At 36.8% G+C, this 18,987-nt stretch carries 14 protein-coding genes and 1 other annotated feature; of the genes, 3 read left to right on the forward strand and 11 right to left on the reverse strand.

Features of this window, described 5'->3' with window-relative positions; translation table 11 throughout:
* Window positions 1-220: 220 nt before the first annotated feature.
* The 3 genes from proS to allC form a co-directional block, all read right to left on the reverse strand.
* On the reverse strand, window positions 221-1,654 hold the full coding sequence (gene proS / locus NX902_RS19555; RefSeq protein ID WP_341160927.1) for a proline--tRNA ligase: 1,434 nt from the start codon (window positions 1,652-1,654) through the stop codon (window positions 221-223).
* Window positions 1,655-1,743: 89 nt separating this feature from the next.
* Window positions 1,744-1,961, reverse strand: a binding site (T-box leader).
* A 191-nt stretch (window positions 1,962-2,152) separates the two neighbouring features.
* Complete coding sequence (locus NX902_RS19560) at window positions 2,153-3,382, reverse strand: pyridoxal-phosphate-dependent aminotransferase family protein (RefSeq protein ID WP_275068545.1); 1,230 nt, start codon at window positions 3,380-3,382, stop codon at window positions 2,153-2,155.
* A gap of 653 nt (window positions 3,383-4,035) precedes the next feature.
* Window positions 4,036-5,271: an allantoate deiminase gene (allC, locus tag NX902_RS19565; RefSeq protein ID WP_341160928.1), complete on the reverse strand. Its 1,236-nt coding sequence runs from the start codon at window positions 5,269-5,271 to the stop codon at window positions 4,036-4,038.
* A gap of 243 nt (window positions 5,272-5,514) precedes the next feature.
* Between allC and NX902_RS19570 the strand changes: the two genes are divergently transcribed.
* Window positions 5,515-7,161: a PucR family transcriptional regulator gene (locus tag NX902_RS19570; protein WP_144546296.1), complete on the forward strand. Its 1,647-nt coding sequence runs from the start codon at window positions 5,515-5,517 to the stop codon at window positions 7,159-7,161.
* Window positions 7,162-7,313: 152 nt separating this feature from the next.
* Window positions 7,314-8,645 carry a nucleobase:cation symporter-2 family protein gene (locus tag NX902_RS19575; RefSeq protein WP_341160929.1) on the forward strand — a complete coding sequence of 444 codons (1,332 nt, stop codon included), beginning with the start codon at window positions 7,314-7,316 and terminating at the stop codon, window positions 8,643-8,645.
* 46 nt (window positions 8,646-8,691) lie between these two features.
* On the opposite strand, the gene NX902_RS19580 is transcribed toward NX902_RS19575, so the two are convergent.
* Window positions 8,692-9,927: an NAD(P)-dependent malic enzyme gene (locus tag NX902_RS19580; protein WP_341160930.1), complete on the reverse strand. Its 1,236-nt coding sequence runs from the start codon at window positions 9,925-9,927 to the stop codon at window positions 8,692-8,694.
* Window positions 9,928-10,165: 238 nt separating this feature from the next.
* Entirely contained in the window at window positions 10,166-10,852 is a 687-nt protein-coding gene (gene rpiA, locus NX902_RS19585) for a ribose-5-phosphate isomerase RpiA (RefSeq protein WP_163187446.1), read from the reverse strand.
* A 388-nt stretch (window positions 10,853-11,240) separates the two neighbouring features.
* Here rpiA and NX902_RS19590 point away from each other — a divergent pair, with 388 nt between their 5' ends.
* Window positions 11,241-11,459, forward strand: coding sequence for a hypothetical protein (locus tag NX902_RS19590; protein WP_095330335.1), 219 nt, complete (start codon window positions 11,241-11,243; stop codon window positions 11,457-11,459).
* 106 nt (window positions 11,460-11,565) lie between these two features.
* Here NX902_RS19590 and zupT read toward each other — a convergent pair whose 3' ends face one another.
* The 6 genes from zupT to cydD form a co-directional block, all read right to left on the reverse strand.
* Window positions 11,566-12,375, reverse strand: a complete 810-nt coding sequence (zupT, locus tag NX902_RS19595) for a zinc transporter ZupT (protein ID WP_095330334.1) — start codon at window positions 12,373-12,375, stop codon at window positions 11,566-11,568.
* A 293-nt stretch (window positions 12,376-12,668) separates the two neighbouring features.
* Window positions 12,669-12,878: a hypothetical protein gene (locus tag NX902_RS19600; protein WP_123258214.1), complete on the reverse strand. Its 210-nt coding sequence runs from the start codon at window positions 12,876-12,878 to the stop codon at window positions 12,669-12,671.
* 187 nt (window positions 12,879-13,065) lie between these two features.
* On the reverse strand, window positions 13,066-14,583 hold the full coding sequence (locus tag NX902_RS19605) for a flavocytochrome c (RefSeq protein ID WP_095330332.1): 1,518 nt from the start codon (window positions 14,581-14,583) through the stop codon (window positions 13,066-13,068).
* Between the two features lie 194 nt (window positions 14,584-14,777).
* A complete protein-coding gene (locus NX902_RS19610) occupies window positions 14,778-15,203 on the reverse strand; it encodes a MaoC family dehydratase (protein ID WP_095330331.1) in 426 nt (141 codons plus the stop codon).
* A 331-nt stretch (window positions 15,204-15,534) separates the two neighbouring features.
* Complete coding sequence (cydC, locus tag NX902_RS19615) at window positions 15,535-17,253, reverse strand: thiol reductant ABC exporter subunit CydC (RefSeq protein WP_123258215.1); 1,719 nt, start codon at window positions 17,251-17,253, stop codon at window positions 15,535-15,537.
* Window positions 17,253-18,983 (reverse strand): thiol reductant ABC exporter subunit CydD, encoded by a 1,731-nt coding sequence (gene cydD / locus NX902_RS19620; RefSeq protein ID WP_341123173.1) that lies wholly within the window; start codon window positions 18,981-18,983, stop codon window positions 17,253-17,255. The genes cydC and cydD overlap by 1 nt, the downstream gene beginning before the upstream one ends.
* Window positions 18,984-18,987: the final 4 nt, after the last annotated feature.

The following is an 18,987-nucleotide window of genomic DNA, read 5'->3' on the forward strand; positions in this document are numbered from 1 at the left end:
GATCATCTCCTTAATGAAGAAAAGCACCTATACAACTAGGTGCTTTATATTTGTCATTTAGTGCTTTTTTATATTTAAACTTAGAATTTCATGGTTGGTAAAGTAGATGATCTTACTTTACCAACCTTTACATAAATTTCAGCTTTTTTATTAGAACATCTTCATATTTTCGAGATCCAAATTGCTCGTTTTTACTATCCATTTGATTTAGGCAAAAATATTAATATGCTTTAGCCCAATAGACTAATTTATTTGCTTTTTTGCCACAGCATATACAAGTGTCAGCGATTTTTTCTTGCTCAAAAGGCATACATCTAGATGTTGCACTTGTTTCTTCCTTTATTTTATCTTCACACGCTTGATCTTCACACCACATTGCTTTAATAAATCCTGGCTTTTCTTTTGCCGTCAACTGTTTAAATTCATCAAAATTTACAGCAGTATGAGTGTTTTCTTCTCTATGATCTGTGGCTTTCTTTAACATGTTGTCTTGGATATCCGTTAATAATTGTGTAATTGTTTCTTCTAATCCATCCATAGAGACAAATTGTTTCTCTCCAGTATCTCTTCTCACAAGAACCACTTGATTTTTCTCGATATCTTTTGGTCCCACTTCTAGACGGAGAGGAATTCCCTTCATTTCATACTCATTAAATTTCCAGCCTGGCTTTTTATCACTTGCATCAATACCAACGCGGATCGAATTACTTAGTTTCTTCTGTAAATCGTAGGCAAAATCCAATACCCCTTCCTTATGCTGGGCAATTGGTACGATCATCACTTGTGTTGGTGCAATCATTGGCGGTACGACTAAGCCGCGGTCATCCCCATGAACCATAATCATGGCACCAATGATTCTTGTCGTAAAGCCCCATGATGTCTGCTGAACATGCTGCAAGTTGCCATCTCTGTCCGAGAACTGAATTCCAAAGGATTTTGCAAAGCCATCGCCGAGATTATGCGAAGTACCTGATTGCAATGCTTTGCCGTCATGCATCAAGCTTTCAATCGTATAGGTGTATTTCGCGCCTGCAAACTTTTCTTTTTCTGTTTTACGCCCTTTGATCACTGGAAGTGCCAAGTACTTTTCGCATATTTCTGCATAGACCTGAAGCATTTGAATTGTTTCTCTATCTGCATCCTCTTCCGTTTCATGACATGTATGACCTTCTTGCCATAAAAATTCTAAAGTACGTAAGAATGGACGTGTCGTCTTTTCCCAACGCACAACATTAGCCCACTGATTATATAGCTTAGGAAGATCACGATAGGAATGAATAATATTTTTATAATGCTCTGCAAAAAGCACTTCTGATGTTGGGCGCACACAAAGTCTTTCTGCTAGTTTCTCGTCTCCGCCATGTGTAACCCATGCTACTTCTGGTGCGAATCCCTCAATATGATCTTTTTCTCGTTGTAAAAGGCTTTCTGGAATAAATAATGGCATATAAACATTTTCATGCCCTGTTTCTTTAATACGTTTATCTAATGCTTCTTTAATATTCTCCCAAATCGCTGTTCCATAAGGTCGAATAATCATCGAACCTCTTACACTTGAATAATCGATTAGTTCCGCTTTTGTCACTACATCTGTATACCACTGGGCAAAATCATCTTCCATGCTAGTAATGCTTTTTACAAAATCCTTCGCCATTTTAAAGGGCCTCCTATTTTATCTGTGTTTTAAACGTATTTCAAGCGATCTTTCTTAGAAAAAGACCATAAAAAAAAGCGTTGCTATTCATTAGGGACCAAATAATGGCGGTACCACCCTAATTCAAAGCAAAGCTTTACACTCTTCCATGTTAACGGTATTGAACCGCTGAATCTTCTTAAACAAAGTCTATTCGATACAGAACGAAAAAGGCAGGTTCAACAGGTAAGCCTATAGGTCCTTTCAGCATTTAGACCCTCTCTTTTTATAGACATTGCTGCATACTAATCCTTTTTATAGTTTCATTATTCATTTCTTTGTGAAAAATCATATCGGATAGAAACATTATTGTCAATATAGATTTTTTTTATTCTTTTTAACCGATAGGGCATATATCTTTTATTTTCGATAATGGAGAAGGAGTGAATGGCTTCTCTGTGTTTTCTTTAAGCTCTATGCTTTTTAGGCATAGAAAGTATTTCTCTGGACCCTTATCTATTAACCTCTTAAATAAAAATTCAGCGCTGCTTGCAGTGCTTGGCCTGCAGGGAGTTTTACACCATGGCTAATGAGGCATGCCTCTAAACTCGCAAGTACGAATAAGACATTTTCTTTGCGACAGCTATAGCCCATTGTTCCAATTCTCCATATTTTTCCGTGTAATGGACCAAAAGAGCTGGCTATTTCTACTCCAAATTGCTCAAGCATCATACTACGAACAGATTCTGCATCAATCCCCTTTGGAACGTTAATGCATGTTACCGTTGGCAGCTTCCACCTTTTATCACCGAACAATTCAAGCCCCATTCCCTTTATTCCTTCCATGAGCGCTTGTTCATGGTACTGATGACGAGCAAACCTCTTTTCCAAGCCTTCTTCTAAAACAATTCTTAATCCTTCATGAAGAGCATATAACATGGTAGTTGCTTCTGTATGATGATTCAGCCTTCGCGGACTCCAATAATCCTGCAATTGTGCCAAATCTAAATAATTTGAGCGAATCGGGGCATGGGCTTTTATCTCTGCTAGCTCCACTTCTGTAGCTATTCCTCTTTCTACTTTCTTCCGTGCATTTAACACTTTTTCCACTCGATCATTATACGTAATAGGGGCATTTCCAGATGGAACTGATAAACATTTTTGATTTCCTCCAATTACTGCATCGATATACCAATTATCTGTTTGAACATTGGCTCCTCCAATTGTTGCAACTGCGTCAACGATAAAGAGAATATCTTGTTCTCGACATGCTTTGCCGACCTCTTCTAATGGCTGCATACACCCTGTTGATGTTTCTCCATGAACAAGAGCAACTACTTTCGGTCTCACTCTTTTCATTTCTGCAATAATTACTTCTGGATCAAAAACCTCGCCCCATTTACATTGAAGCAAATGAATCTCAGCCCCATACCTTTCAGAAATTTCCGTCAAAAGATGTCCAAATCTTCCGTAAATTGGAATTAACACTTTATCTCCTGGCTCAATGACACTGGCCAATACAGCTTCCAGTCCAGATCTTGATGTTCCATCAACTGGATATGCCCATTGATTTTTAGTTTGGAAAACTTGTTGAATCATTCTCATAACATCATTCATGATAGATGTAAATGCAGGATCAAATTGTCCCAAAATAGGTGTACTTAACGCCCTTAACACTCTCGGATCAACCTCAACTGGTCCTGGTGTCATAATCGTTCTTAAGGGTGTGTTTAGTTCTAAAAAAGTCACTATGATACTTCCTTTCCTTATCTTTTAGTAATTCCCTCTGCTTGCTTCGTGATCCTTCTTTTTGGTCTTCATCAATCTCATAAACACCACTTTTCCTATTACTCTCCTACTTTTTGGCTTTCATCAACCCCATGAACTCCACTTCTCTCTTTCCTCTCTTACTTTTTGGTTTTCATCGACCTCATGAACACTACTTCTCTCTTTCCTCTCTTCTTTTTGGCTTTCATCAACCCCATGAACTCCACTTCTCTCTTTCCTCTCTTACTTTTCGGCTTTCATCAACCCCATGAACTCCACTTTCCTCTTTCCACTCTTACTTTTTGGCTTTCATCAACCCCATGAACTCCACTTTCCTCTTTCCACTCCTACTTTTCGGCTTTCATCAACCCCATGAACTCCACTTTCCTCTTTCCACTCCTACTTTTCGGCTTTCATCGACCTCATGAACTCCACTTTCCTCTTTCCACTCCTACTTTTCGGCTTTCATCAACCCCATGAACACCACTTTCCTCTTTCCACTCTTACTTTTCGGCTTTCATCAACCCCATGAACTCCACTTTCCCCTTTCCTCTCTTACTTTTTGGCTTTCATCAACCCCATGAACACCACTTTCCGCCTTCCCTGCACCTTAAGTACGTTCATCTCAGAAAAAATCAATAAGCCAAACGGTGTAGTAATTCTATAAGAACAACAACCCCATTTTTTAAATCTTCTAGATTTGTATGTTCCTTTGGGGAATGACTGATCCCCTTTACACTAGGAACAAATAGTAACGCTGTCGGGCAATAGGTTCCGAAAATTTGTGCATCGTGACCGGCACCACTAATCATTTTTTGATATGGGATATCTATTTCCTCCACAATTCTCTCCGACAGCTGCGTTAGTTTATCGTCCATTTCAACGGCCTTAACATCCAGCCATTGATTCCAACCTACTTCCATACCAGCAGTCTTACATCTCTCTTTAAAATGTGCAAAAATTTTCTCACAATAGTAATCTAGCACTTCTTCTTGGTGGTGGCGGACATCCAGTGTAAAAGTAACCTCTTTGGCAATCACATTAGGAATATTAGGCACTGCCTGTATTTTCCCAACTGTCGCCACTAAGTGAGCGTCCATTTCCGTAACTTGTTTAATGGCATATGTAATTAATTCCGCTGCAAGATGTATACTATCCTTTCGATAAGGCATGGGAGTTGTACCTGCGTGGTTACTCTCCCCCGTAACTTTGATCGTAAATCTTCTTTGTCCAACTATATGAGAGACAATCCCTATAGACTTCTGCTCTTTTTCTAAGACAGCCCCTTGTTCTATATGTATTTCTATAAAGCATTCAATATCCTCTCGCTTAACTTGTTTTTCAACTGGCTGCAAGCCCGCCGATGTCATAGCATGAGCAAAAGAAATATTTCTTGCGTCAGCTAATCCTTCGCAATCACTTTTAGTAAACTTTCCCGTTACCGATCCAGATCCCCAGAAAGCTAAAGGAAATCTACTCCCCTCTTCCTCACATAAAGAGACTACTTCTATTGTCTTTTTTGGTTTACCATAATGTTGTTTCAAATAATTGACAGCGATAAAACTCGCCATAATCCCGAAGGCTCCATCATATTTTCCACCATCTATAACAGTATCAATATGAGAACCTGTTAGAATGGCTTTCTCCTCTTGATCTACTCCTGCTAACCTGCCAAATAAGTTGCCAACACCATCAAAATAAGGATTCAAGCCATTTTCTTTCATTTTTTGAAAAAGAGAATGTTGGGCTAAGCGCCAATTTTCATCATAGAGAAGTCTTGTAACTCCACCATTTTTCGTCTTCCCAAATCGGGCAAGCCATTCTATCCAGTCCCCTACTTCTTTTGTTTCAATATCAATAGTTGTCTTCATTTCTCCCGCTCCTCTCTGCTGATACTCTCCCTACATTCAAAATAAAAAGAAAGAACTCTCCTTCCTTTTGTTATTTTCTAATAATATTTAAAACTACTTAAAACGCACTAATATATGTATCCATTATTTTAATAATCACTTGCTAGCAATTCATTAGATAAAATGTTAGAATTGTCTAAATACTTTGTATAAATTAACTAAAGAAGCTTCTTGATTACACGGATTACTTTGGGAGGGATACAATTGAAATTAGCAGAGATATTACAAAAACCTGCCTTTGCAGAAGTGCAAGTAATTGCAGGTCACGGAGGATTAAATAAAGAAATTAAGCATATTACCATGATGGATGCCCCTGATATCGTGGACTTCTTAAACCCAAACGATTTATTAGTCACTACTGCCTATCATCTTAAAGATAATCCTGGTGTTCTGCTCTCCTTAATAAAAAGTATGCATAAAAGGGATTGTACAGCTTTAGGAATTAAGTCCAAGAGATTTTTAGGACATATACCACAAGAAGCGATTCAATTCGCAAATGAAATAGGATTTCCCCTATTAGAAATACCTTTAGAAACTTCACTAGGGGAAATCGTTAATGCTTCTTTAAACTATATGTTGAGTCAAAGAACAGCAGAGTTAACCACTGCCTTTGAAACCCATCGGAAATTCACGCAGCATATTCTGAAAGGGAAAGGGATAAAAAGGCTAATTGATGACTTATCTCAAATGATTAACAAGCCGATCTTTTTACTAGATGCCCATTTTCAAATGCACACTTCTTCTCATAATCGAACATCTACCGATAGCTTTTTGAGCTCTCTCCATGCTAAAGGGTTTGAATTTTTATTAGCTAACTCACCATACTCTTGCTTTTCGAGTAGAAATACAGAAGAAATTTTTACTATTTTCCCCATTTATACACATATGAGAAAACCAGCATTTTTAGTTGTTCTGGGAGAAATCCCCATGGAAGATCATAGCTTGCTTCTTACGATTGAACAAGCAACTAATGTGCTTTCTTTTGAGCTAATGAGGGAAAATACAGTGAAGCAATATACTAGAAGAGCAAGAAATGATTTCTTCGCTCACTTTATGGAAGGAAAGTTTAGCTTTGCTGAGGAAATCGAAAGCAGAGCTAAAGAATTTTTCTTAAAAAAAGAACAGGCTTCCATCGCAATAATTGGCAAATTGGATAGCGGCGATCAATATAAATCTTTCACACAGCATTCTGTTGAGGTAGATTATGTATTTGAATTTATCGAAACAGAAATAAAAAAGGCACCTTTCGCTTCTCAGCTTTTTCTTATTGAGGATCATTGTATTATTATCATGGAAGTTACCGATTCCTCTTATGAGCTAGACAAAACCATTCTTCCTTATTTACAAAATATCCAAACCCATCTTGTGAACACATTTAAAACAAGTATTTCATTCGGTATCAGTAATGTTTATCAGCGCCTGTTAAATTTACCTAATGCTTATCAAGAGGCGCTTAGTGCATTACATACTGGACAGCTTTCTGGAAACACTCCTTTTATCCAGATACATCGACCAAAGGATGCCTTTGAAATGTTAAGAATCATTCCAACAAAGGATCTGCAGGAATTTTATGATCATATTTTTCAACCTTTCTCTAACAATCATCAGCAAGAAGATGAACAAATATTACTCCATACATTATCTGTTTACTTAGAGACCCATTGCCAAATTTCTGAAACAGCGAAACGTCTTTATGTACATCGTAATACAGTAATTTATCGCTTAGAAAAATGTGAGGATCTCTTAGGAAAAAGTCTTAAGGATCCAGAGACTACCTTCCACCTTCGTTTTGCCTTTCGGATTAAATCAATTTTAAAAATGAATGAAAGAAAAAAACAAAGCCAAATCTAAAGAAGTTTTTCATTTGTCTTAGTTATACAATCTATATTTTCTAAATATTTTGTATAAATTAACCAATGACTTCTTTCTTCTCACTTCTTATTATGTTAATAAATATAACACCATACGTTAGAATTAATAACAAAGGAGAAGGAGTGTTTATAATGCCTCAAAATAACAAAAAGGGAGTTCGAATTTTTTCTTTAGGTCTTCAACATGTTCTTGCTATGTATGCTGGTGCTATCCTTGTTCCACTATTAGTTGGAAGAGCCTTAAATTTAACAAGCGAACAACTAGCCTATCTTGTTGCAATTGATCTTTTAACATGTGGAATTGCCACATTGCTTCAAGCCTGGAAAAACAAATATTTAGGCATTGGCTTGCCAGTTGTACTAGGTAGTTCATTCGTCGCTGTTACTCCGATGATTTCGATCGGAACAAATTATGGAGTCACCGCTATTTATGGAGCCATTATTATTACAGGGATTTTTATGTTTATTTGTGCTCCTTTTTTCAGCAAAATTACCAAGCTCTTCCCTCCAGTTGTAATTGGAACAGTTGTAACTATTATCGGTTTATCTCTTATCCCATCTGGTATTAAAAATATGGGCGGAGGAGCAACAAGCGAAGATTTTGGCTCCATTGAGAATTTGCTTTTGGCATTTGGCGTCCTATTGTTCATTCTTTTGTTAAACCGGTTTACAAAAGGATTTATGCAATCATTGGCCGTCCTAATTGGAATTATTGCTGGTACTATTATTGCTGCTATTCTTGGTAAAGTAAACCTTACTCCAGTAAAAGAAGCTAGTTGGTTCCATTTTCCTGAACTATTTTATTTTGGGATACCTAGCTTTGAATTTGGGCCAATTCTAACCATGTTAATTGTCGGTTTAGTTATTGTAATTGAATCAACTGGTGTCTTTTTCGCACTAAGCAAAATAACGGAGACGCCACTAAGTGAAAAGGATTTAACGCGTGGGTATCGTGCCGAGGGTTTAGCGATTACTTTAGGTGGACTATTTAATGCCTTTCCGTATAATACCTTTGCTCAAAACGTTGGTCTTGTTCAGCTATCAAAAGTCAAAACGGTAAATGTCGTAATTGCCGCAGGAGGAATCCTTGTTTTCTTAGGCTTTATTCCTAAGGTTGCGGCTTTTGCCACTATTATTCCCACACCAGTGTTAGGCGGAGCAACCGTTGTTATGTTTGGAATGGTTGTTGCTTCTGGCATAAGAATGCTGAGCAAAGTTGATTTTACCAATCAGGCTAACTTGTTAATCATGGCTTGCTCTATTTCTATCGGTTTAGGAGCAACAGCAGTTCCTAATTTATTTGACCAGCTTCCTTCCGCCTTACGAATCATTGTAAGTGATGGGATTATCACAGGAAGTTTGGCTGCCATTTTATTAAATCTTCTTTTTAATGTTAAAACCAGTAAGAAAAGCTCTGATGTCTCTCTCTTGAGCAAACAAGTCGGCGAAACAAATACATTGTAAACAAAAAGAGGCTGCCCATTTGGAACTAGCCTCTTCATCAATCCTTTTATTCTTTATCAAAAGTCGTCATTTTCATTGTTTTCAGTCTTACAGCTTCTGGATTAACTTGAATTCTTGCTACCTTTGTTTCCATTGCTGCTTTTGCCACAGCAGAAGCAACAGCAGGAGCAACTCTAGGATCAAAGGGACTTGGAATTACATAATCTTCATTCAACTCAGCATCCGCAACTAAGCCTGCAATCGCTTCAGCTGCTGCCTTTTTCATTTCTTCATTAATAGTGGTTGCACGAACATCTAAAGCACCACGAAAAATTCCTGGAAAGGCCAATACATTATTTACTTGGTTCGGAAAATCTGATCTTCCTGTTCCAACTATGACCGCGCCCGCTTCTTTCGCCTGTGCCGGACTTATTTCTGGTACTGGATTTGCCAGTGCAAAGATAATCGCATCCTTATTCATTTTCTGTACCATTTCTTTCGTTAAAGTATTTGCTACAGAAACACCAATAAATACATCTGCTCCCACTAAAACATCTCTCAGTGTACCTCTCGTCAACTTAACATTCGTATAGGCTGCAACAGATTCTTTCGCTGGATTCATCCCAGCTGTCCTGCCAGCAAAGATCGCCCCTTTTGTGTCACATATAATCATATTAGTTACACCATAAGAGTTGAAAAGCTTTGTAATAGCAATACCTGAAGCGCCCGCACCATTTATTACTATTTTCAAATCCTTCATTTCTTTCTTTACTATCTTAAGGGCATTTAGAAGTCCTGCCAAAGCTACAATTGCTGTACCATGCTGGTCATCATGATAAACTGGAATGGCTAATTCTTGATTTAATCTTTCTTCAATCTCAAAACACTGTGGAGCAGCAATGTCTTCTAGGTGAATGGCACCAAAAGTAGGAGCCATTAGTTTAACTGCATCTACTATCTTGTCTACATCTGTTGAATTTAAAACAATGGGGAAGGCATCTACACCTGCAAAACTTTTAAGCAATATTGCTTTCCCTTCCATTACTGGCAAAGATGCTTCAGCACCAATATTACCCAAACCAAGTACAGATGTACCATTGGTGATAAGGCCCACCATATTACCCTTCATGGTAAAGTCATAGACAGTTTCTGGATTCTCAAAAATTTCTTTACATGGTTCTGCTACTCCCGGAGAATAAGCTAAACTTAAATCTTGGGCATTTTTTACTTCCACTTTTGCATAGATTTCCAATTTCCCCTGTTTGACTTGATGCATATGTAAAGCATCTTCTCGTAAAGACATTCTATCTCTCCCTTATTTCTGTAACATGATTGCATCCTTCCATTGGATGCATTTCTTAGTTAAGGATTCCCCTCCCTATCTACGATAATATAACGTAGAAACAAAAAAAGAAACGCTTTCAAGAAAAAATAAAGAATATCTTTAAAACTGTTCCAAAGCATTTCTACAGACTGCCACTCTTCTTTATCAAACCATCATTACAAGGGAATTTATCTACATAAATCCCCTATATCTAAAATTACCTGTTCTTATGCTCCACGCTGATTTGATCTTGCTCATTTATGGAAATTAAAACGTCTACCATATTAATAAAAAGGCCATTCTCTACTACCCCTACTATATTATTCAAGTCTTGATGTAATTGAGTGGGGTTTTGGATAGTAGGAAAAGAACAATCTATAATATAATTTCCGTTATCTGTTACGAAGAGCTTGCCATCTTTCTGCCGTATCGCTGTTTTGCAGCCAAATTTTCGAATGGCTTTCTCTGTATGTTTATAACCAAAAGGTACGACTTCAATAGGAAGAGGGAATTTCCCCAATGATCGGACTTTCTTGCTTCCATCAGCAACTACAATAAAGGTTTTAGCAGCACTGGCAATTATTTTCTCACGCAATAATGCTCCGCCGCCCCCTTTAATCGCAAAGAAGTTATCATCAATTTCATCCGCTCCATCAATAGCAATGTCTAATTGCTCTACTTCGTTTATATCAATCAGCTGAATTCCACATTCGCTAGCTAATTTTTCTGTAGCCTTTGACGTTGCTACACCTTTTAATTCCACCCCCTTCTTAATCATTTCTCCCATTTTTTTTATCACATAATAGGCAGTAGATCCCGTGCCTAGTCCGACTGTCATCCCATCTTTCACAAATTGAATGACTGCTGCTTCTCCGACTAATACTTTTTCATCCTGTCTTTCCATTCTGTTCACCTACACACTTTTTTTTATTCATCCAAATAGTTATCCTCCTTCTATAATAGATGATAACGCCTTCTCTTTCATCTATTTTCCTTAGAAATTTTCTCCTAAATATACTTTCACTTTATTTTTCACTTGTTCCATTTTATCTGCATTCCTCCTATAGATCGCTTTTGCTGCAATAATCATATTTTCCTTCAAAAAAAGAAGCCATTATATTTTTTGAACTGTCCGATTTCCTTTTTTGTGCCCTTTTAAATGATTTCATTTCCTCCTTAGTTATTCTGCAAAAAAATTCCAATTTACCGAGTCATAGTTCGTTTGTCTTTCATTTGAAACTTTTTCATGCGTTTTTCGTATTTGTTAATAAACAATATAAGGGAGTTATATGATGATTATTATTGTGATTGTAATAGCTATATTCTTGAGTTCCCTAGCTGGAATTATCACGGATCATTTAGAAAAAAGGGCCAAGCTCAACAAAGCAATGCTAAAAGATCAGTTAGAGCTGGAAAGATTAAAACATGAAAATTTCTTATTAGAAACAGAAAAATTGAAATTAGAAGTGGAAAAAATGGAGAAGGAAAACAACTTATTAGAAAAGAAGTAATGGTGAATTCTATTAAAATGAAAACCGGAATACACTTCCCTTTCGGGTGCGTGGATTCCGGCTGAATCAATCCAGTATTCAAGGACATTGACCATATAATTTTTCATTATATAAACAATAACAAACTTACTGCCATCACAGCCATCCCTGCTATCAGGCCGTATATGGATAAGTGGCCTTCGTCGTATTTTTTGGCTGCTGGCAGTAATTCATCTAAAGAAATAAACACCATGATTCCTGCTACTGCTGCAAATATGAGACCGAACATAACATCATTTAGAAATGGCATCAAGATGAGAAAAGCAACTAATGCGCCAACTGGCTCTGCTAATCCTGATAAAAACGAAAGTTTAAATGCCTTTTTTCGATCACCTGTTGCAAAGTAAATGGGTACTGCCACAGCAATCCCCTCTGGTATATTATGTATGGCGATGGCAACAGTAATTGCTACCCCCAGTCCTGGATCTTGTAAAGCTGCCGTAAAGGTTGCAATTCCTTCTGGAAAATTGTGAATAGCAATTGCCAATGCTGTAAAACTTCCCATCTTTAATAAAGAATGATCTGTCCTTTTTAGATTAGATTTATTAATTTCCTCTACTTTCTTTAATTCATGTGGGTTTCCTTGCTCTGGAACAAATTTGTCGATCAAGGCAATAAGGAGAATTCCACCAAAAAAACCCGCCACCGTAAGCCAATTCCCAGTCTGTATCCCCAATGATCCTACTAATGCATCCTTTGCCTTCACAAAAATTTCAATCATCGATACATAAATCATTACTCCTGCTGAAAAACCAAGCATCCAAGAGAGAAACTTTGTGTTTGTGGTGGATGTAAAAAAAGCAAGGACACTTCCTATCCCAGTAGCAAGGCCTGCTAATAATGTTAAACCAAAGGCAATTAATAAATTTTCGGGCATTTAAATCCCCCTTTATCTACTATAATATTTCTGTGTTTTTCATTTATATAAAATTTATTTCTTCATTAAAAAATGTTTCTCTCAGGAAAAATTTTATCTAAATTCCAAATATTCGTCAATCTATACATTATGTATTATAGGTGAATTATCCATATCTCTATGCTAATCTTTTGCTTTTTTTATCCTTCTTCCCTAACCATTAACATCACTTAATACATTATACGCAAAAAGATCACTTTCTTTCCTTCCTTCTTTGTTTTTTCGAAATCAGCTCCATCTTCTAGGTAGTAGTCTTATTTTTTATTATTTATCCCTTTAAACACTCTTTTAACTCCCTCAGTAATAATCGTACTTCCTATTAAATCAATAAGGAGATTGCCATTAATCATTTTAATTAAATAATAGGACAAAGTGCCGATTCCCATATCCATCATTAAAAATCTTTTCATTTGTGAAAATTCTAAAACCACAATCATTACTTCTTTTCCTCTATTGTCTTTCATTTTCCACAGCTCCCCTTTGCATTTAACGTATGAAAGCAAGAGATTGTCCGATGTCCCTAATTAATTTATTTAAGACAATAATCTTAATAGCAAAATAAAAGGTCCAAATCAAAAGTGATTTGAACCTTTTATCTATCAGCCTAATTGGCTAATGAAACTGAAATATAAGCTTTCACAGTACTATCGATTATTTTGCTTTTACATAATCTGCAGATTTCACACCAGCCTGACGACCAAAAATAATTATTTCTGCGACAGAATTACCGCCAATTCGATTTTCTCCGTGAAGTCCACCGGTAACTTCCCCTGCTGCAAATAAGCCTGGGATTGGCGCTCCTTCTTTATTAAGGACTTCTGTGTTTGTATTAATTTTTACTCCCCCCATTGTATAATGGATACCTGGGGCAATTTTAATAGCATAGAAAGGAGCTTTGGATAAATCATTGTCTATTCCTGTTGTTCTTCCGAAAGCTTGATCATCCTTATTTTTAACAGCACTATTCCATGTTTCTAGCGTGGCAGTTAACTCGTCAGCAGAAACATTCATCTTTTCCGCTAGAGCCTCGACTGTTTCTCCTTCTAATACAAATCCCATTTTTTTATACTGCTCAATAGCTTTTACACGAGATTTCACCCCAGCATCAAACACTAAAAATGCCGCTTTTTCTGGAAGCTCATTGATTGCCGCAGTAACTTTATCACGCGTGTCTAATTCGTTTGTAAATCTTTTTCCTTCTGCAGAGACCATTATTGCACCTTCTCCACGAACTGCTTCTCCTATTAAATATGATTCATCTTGTTGTACAGTTGGATGGACTTGAATTTGATCTAAATCAACGGTTGTCCCACCTAGTTTTTCAATCATTTTAATTCCGTCACCAGTACTACCAGCTTGGTTTGTTGTCACATAGTCTCCTAAATCACTTCTTACTTCTTTAATCATTTCCATATTGGCGCCGAATCCACCAGTAGTGACAACAACTGCTTTTGCAGCAATTTCTTTTTCATCGGTTTGATTGAATAATACATGGACGCCATTTACATTCCCGTCTTTTACTGTTATTTCTTTCACATCTGCATTAACAAATAATGGTATATCCTTTTCTTGCACATTTTTCAATAATCCATCTACAATGTACTGCCCAACTGCTGAGCCATCTTCAGGACGATGAGTACGTTTTTCGCTCATTCCACCTGTGATCGTTAAATTATTTAACCGGATACCAATGGAATCTAGCCAATCAATAGCACTTGCAGAATGATCAACAAAGAAACGTAACATTTCTTTATTATTTGTTCCATGACCACCCTTTAATGTCTCTTCATAAAAATTATCATTACTATCCTTAATGCCTTGTTCTTTCTGAAATTTAGTTTCTGAAGCATTCATTCCAGAAGAAGCCTTTGTTGTATTACCTCCTGCAACCGGCATTTTTTCAAGGATAACTGGATTTAATCCCTTGGCCTTTGCTTCTAACGCAGCTGTCATTCCAGCTCCGCCAGCGCCAACAATAATAATATCATAGCTGTCTTTAAGTTCTTCATATGGCGTATAACTAGTTTTGGACGCTCCTGATACTGTTTCTGCCCCCTTATCTTTTTTTTCTTGCTTTTGCGTGTTACTTGCTTTGTCGTTTCCACAACCAGCAAGGACAAGCACTAGGGAAAAAACTAAGATAAGCATAGATGTTATTCTTTTTTTCATCTTTTTACCTCCATACAGCACCTATTCTATTCATTGCTCAGGTGCCTTCATCTACCAAAGTATAGCACCAAAAACATAGTTTGTGCATAAGTTCACAAAAAAGTTAGAATTTCATTTACCTGTCACAATGGAAAATCTAAAAAGGCTGCCAATACTCTTATAAGGAGTATATCGACAGCCTATTTCCCTCTTTTTTATCGTTTTATTAATACAGATAATTCTCCTGTAAATACTTCCTCTTCTTTATCATTAAACGTCTTAAGCAATACAGTAAGAATACCGGTAGCACTTTTATTGGCTTTTTTTTCAAGAACTTTTACAATCGTATACAACTTATCACCTGGATATACAGGTTTAATAAATTGTACGTTATTCATCCCTGTTCCGGCAATAACATCCTCACCATATTTCTCCTCTTCGACCCATAGTTTAAAGGAAATAGCTAAAGTATGAATCCCTGAAGCAATTATGCCATTGAATCTTCCTTCTTTCGCTTTCGTTTCATTTACATGCAAATACTGCGGATCAAATTCTTCTGCAAACTTTATAATCTCTTCTTTCGTTAATGAAAGCGTCTTCGTTTGAAAAGTTTGTCCGATTGTAAATTCATCTAATTTCATCGTTACTTCCCTCTTCTTCTTGTAAATAATGTTTTTTCTCTAAAACAATGTAACTGGGTTCACAATTAATGATTACACTAATCTTTCATTTCCGCAAATCAAATTTATGAGGCTTAAGAGAGGGGCTTACCCTCTGATATAAAGTATTGTTACGTTATTGATACAAATACTATGTAGCGCATGAAAAAGTAATGGGAGTGGAGATCACCTGCAGACTGAATACACTTCACTTTCTAGGGCAAGCGGTGAGTTAATGCAATGGATTCGGTCCGCCAGTTTCTCTATTCCCATCTTTTGCAAAGTTCAAAACAAATAACTTTTCATTTTTTCCTTAAAGCAAGCTTTCTTCTAGTACCTTCATTTGATAAAAATAACCTTGCTTATCCATTAAATCCTTGTAAGAACCGCACTCGATAATTTCGCCATGATCCATTACAATAATTTGATCCATGGACTCTAAGCCATTTAAACGATGACTGACAATAATAAATGTATCCTGATCAGCATCTTTAAAAATTTCTTTGTAAATAGTTTGTTCTGTCTGTGCATCAAGTGATGAGGTTGGCTCATCTAATAACCATAGATGTCCTTTTTTCAAAAATGCTCTGGCAATAGCTAAGCGTTGTTTTTCTCCGCCTGAAAGATTTTCTCCTTTTTCTAATACGCGATGATCTAGGGAAAAATGTTCTAGCTGCACCTTTGCTAATACTGCTTCCATTTGTGTGTCACTAAGTTCTGATGCAGCTAATTGAAGATTTTCACGAATCGTACCATAAAAGTAATAATTCTCCTGCAAGACAACTTTTGTTTGTTCCCATATAGCCTCACCAGATACAGATGTTATATCTGCTTCTCCCCAATAAATATTTCCGGCATCTACTTCTTGCAGCTTTAAGATCAGCTGAAGGACAGTCGATTTTCCAGAACCACTGGCACCAACAATTGCCGTCTTTGACCTAGCTGGTATCGTAAAGGATATGTTAGGAATCGTGCTGCGCCAATCCCCCATGTAAGTGAATTGCACATCTTTAAACTCTAATGATGGCGGAAGGCTAGATAACTTATTAATAGCAGAATCACTATGATTCTTTTTATAACTAGGATCTTCTACCACTTCATATAAGCGACTTGATGCATCTCTACTTTCTTGCATATAAATTGGAAATACAGCCATTGGAGCTGCAGACTCAAAGACAGTTAAAGAAATCATAACAAGCATTGCTAAAAATATCCCCTCAAGCATGCCATTCGCAACTAAATAGGCTCCAACTCCTATGACAGTCCAACTTGTAACCAACGTGATAAAACCATTAAATGATTGACTCGATACTTTATTTAAATTTTCTCGTTTTTGTTCATTGATATACGATTCAGAACGATTTAATAGCTGTTGTTGTTTATATGGTAATTGATGAAACAGCTTTAATTCGCGAAACCCATACATCACCTCTGTAATATGGGTGGATAAATCACCTCGCGCATGCCTAACTTTCCCTTTAATATTAACCTGCTTTAAGGAAAATAGTGCCGGAATGATAATTGTCGTCAAGAAAAAACCAAGTAAGAGAATCAGCGCAATGGTGATGGAATAAAAACTAGTAAATAAGATCGTGCTGACAAAAACAAGTAAGAGCACAAGCGGTGGGTAAAACACCCTTAAAAAGAAATTTTGCAAGCTTTCTACATCTCCAACTACACGCGCAAGTAAATCCCCGCTTCTATATTTATGAAATATTTGCGGAATAAGCGGCGTCAATTTTTCAAAGAAAGCCACTCGCAAATTACTTAAAATCGTAAAAGTTGCTCGATGTGATGAAAGACGTTCTCCATATTTTGCTCCTGCTTTAACAAGACCAAGTAACTTAACAGTTGAAGTTAATATAATTAAAGTATAGAAGGGAGGAATTAATGCCGACTTAGATATAAGATAACCACTTGCAGCAAATAAGCCGACACTGCTAATTCCAGCAATAAAACCACATACTACCGCTATAATAATGTCTTTTTTCTCTATTAACATTAATCTCATTATTTTCTGCAGCGCACTCATTATTGTGCCCTCCCTTTTTGAATCATTACTATCTCCTTATATGCAGGTGAAATTTCTAATAATGATTCATGTGTCCCAACAGCTTGGAGTCTCCCATTTTCTAAAAAAAGAATTTGGTCAGCATTTTTTATCGTATGCAAACGATGGGCAACGGTAATCACCGTAGCTGTCTCCTTTAATTTTTGAATTGACTGCTGTAAGATTTTTTCAGTAGCTAAGTCAAGTCCACGCGTTGGTTCATCCAACAATACAATATGAGGCTTTTTCAGAAAAGCACGTGCTATCGAAACTCTTTGTTTTTCACCGCTAGAAAGCCCTCTGCCAGCTTCACCAATTCGAGTATCAAAGCCATGTTCTAATGAATTAACTAGTGGTGCAATTCCCGCTAATTGTGCTGCCGTTTCAATTGCCTGCATCCCAACTTCCTCTGTCGTTCCCATCGCAATATTCTCGCCAATCGTTCCTGAAAAAATATAAGGAGTTTGCGATATATAAGAAATCCTTTCTAACCAAGCAGCTTCTGTATATTTAGTGAGTGCTTCATGATTAATATAAATCGTCCCTTTTTCAGGAGTAATCATACCTGCTAATAAGTGAAGCAAGGTTGTCTTGCCAGCACCACTTGCGCCTACAATGGCAATTTGCTGCTTAGGTAAAAAAGTTGCTGTTATCGACTGTAGTCGGAAGTTAGTATTCGTATAAGCAAAATCAACTTGATGAAGCTGAATGGTTGGCGGTACTTTCCACTTAGGAAAGGTTTGCTTTCCCCATAAAGTGGGTTCATCTTCCTCTTCAAACACTTCTAATACCTTTTTTGCCGCTCCCATGCTGCTTCTGCCATTATGAAACGTTACACCCACTTCTTTTAAGGAAGTATAAAATTCTGGAACCAATATTAATATCAAAAAAGCCGTAAAAAAGGAAATACTTTCATAAATAATTAATTGAATAGCAAGTTCTAAAGCCACAATTCCAATACTTAGCATAGATATTAGTTCAAGTGCAAAGGATTGTGTAAAAGCAATCTTCAATATTTCTAGTGTTGTATCGCGAAAGCTCAAACTACTTTTTTCTAATTCGCCTTTTTGCCGATTTGTTTGAGCAAATAGTTTTAACGTCACTAGCCCTTGTAAAGTTTCTAAAAATTTACCAGAAAAAGAAGCTAGTTTTTCCAGCTTCTCCTCCGATTTTTTTTGGGTTTTGATTCCAATTACGATCATATAAATCGGAATAAACGGGGCAGAAACAATTAAAATAATCCCTGAATTCACATGCTGAGTAAGAATAACAAGCAGCATTAAAATTGGCACAAAGGTACTCTGCATAACCTGGGGGATAAACTGGCTATAAAAACTATCCATCTCATCCACACCGTCAAGAAGCATGCTTACCTTTTCGCCTGTCTGTCCTTTTTCATTCAGCTGGACAGAATTAGCAACATATTTTTTTAATAAATTCTTTCGTGTTTCCCCTTTTACCTTGCTCGCAATCGAAACACCAATTCGTTTACTTATATAATCGGTACTTGACCTTACAAATAGGATAATAAGCAGCAGCAGCAACCACGGTATAATCGCTGAAAACGACTGTTCTTTTAGGAAAACACCGTCTACAATGGACGTCATCACATATGCCTGGGCAACAATCGCAAATCCTAGTATTAAGGTTAGTCCAAATAAACAATAAATCTTTTTCTTATGCATCCAAACTGTTTTCTTTATATTTTGCATAATG

Origin of the sequence: Niallia sp. FSL W8-0954 (assembly GCF_038005605.1) — a bacterium.
GTDB lineage: Bacteria > Bacillota > Bacilli > Bacillales > Cytobacillaceae > Niallia > Niallia circulans_A.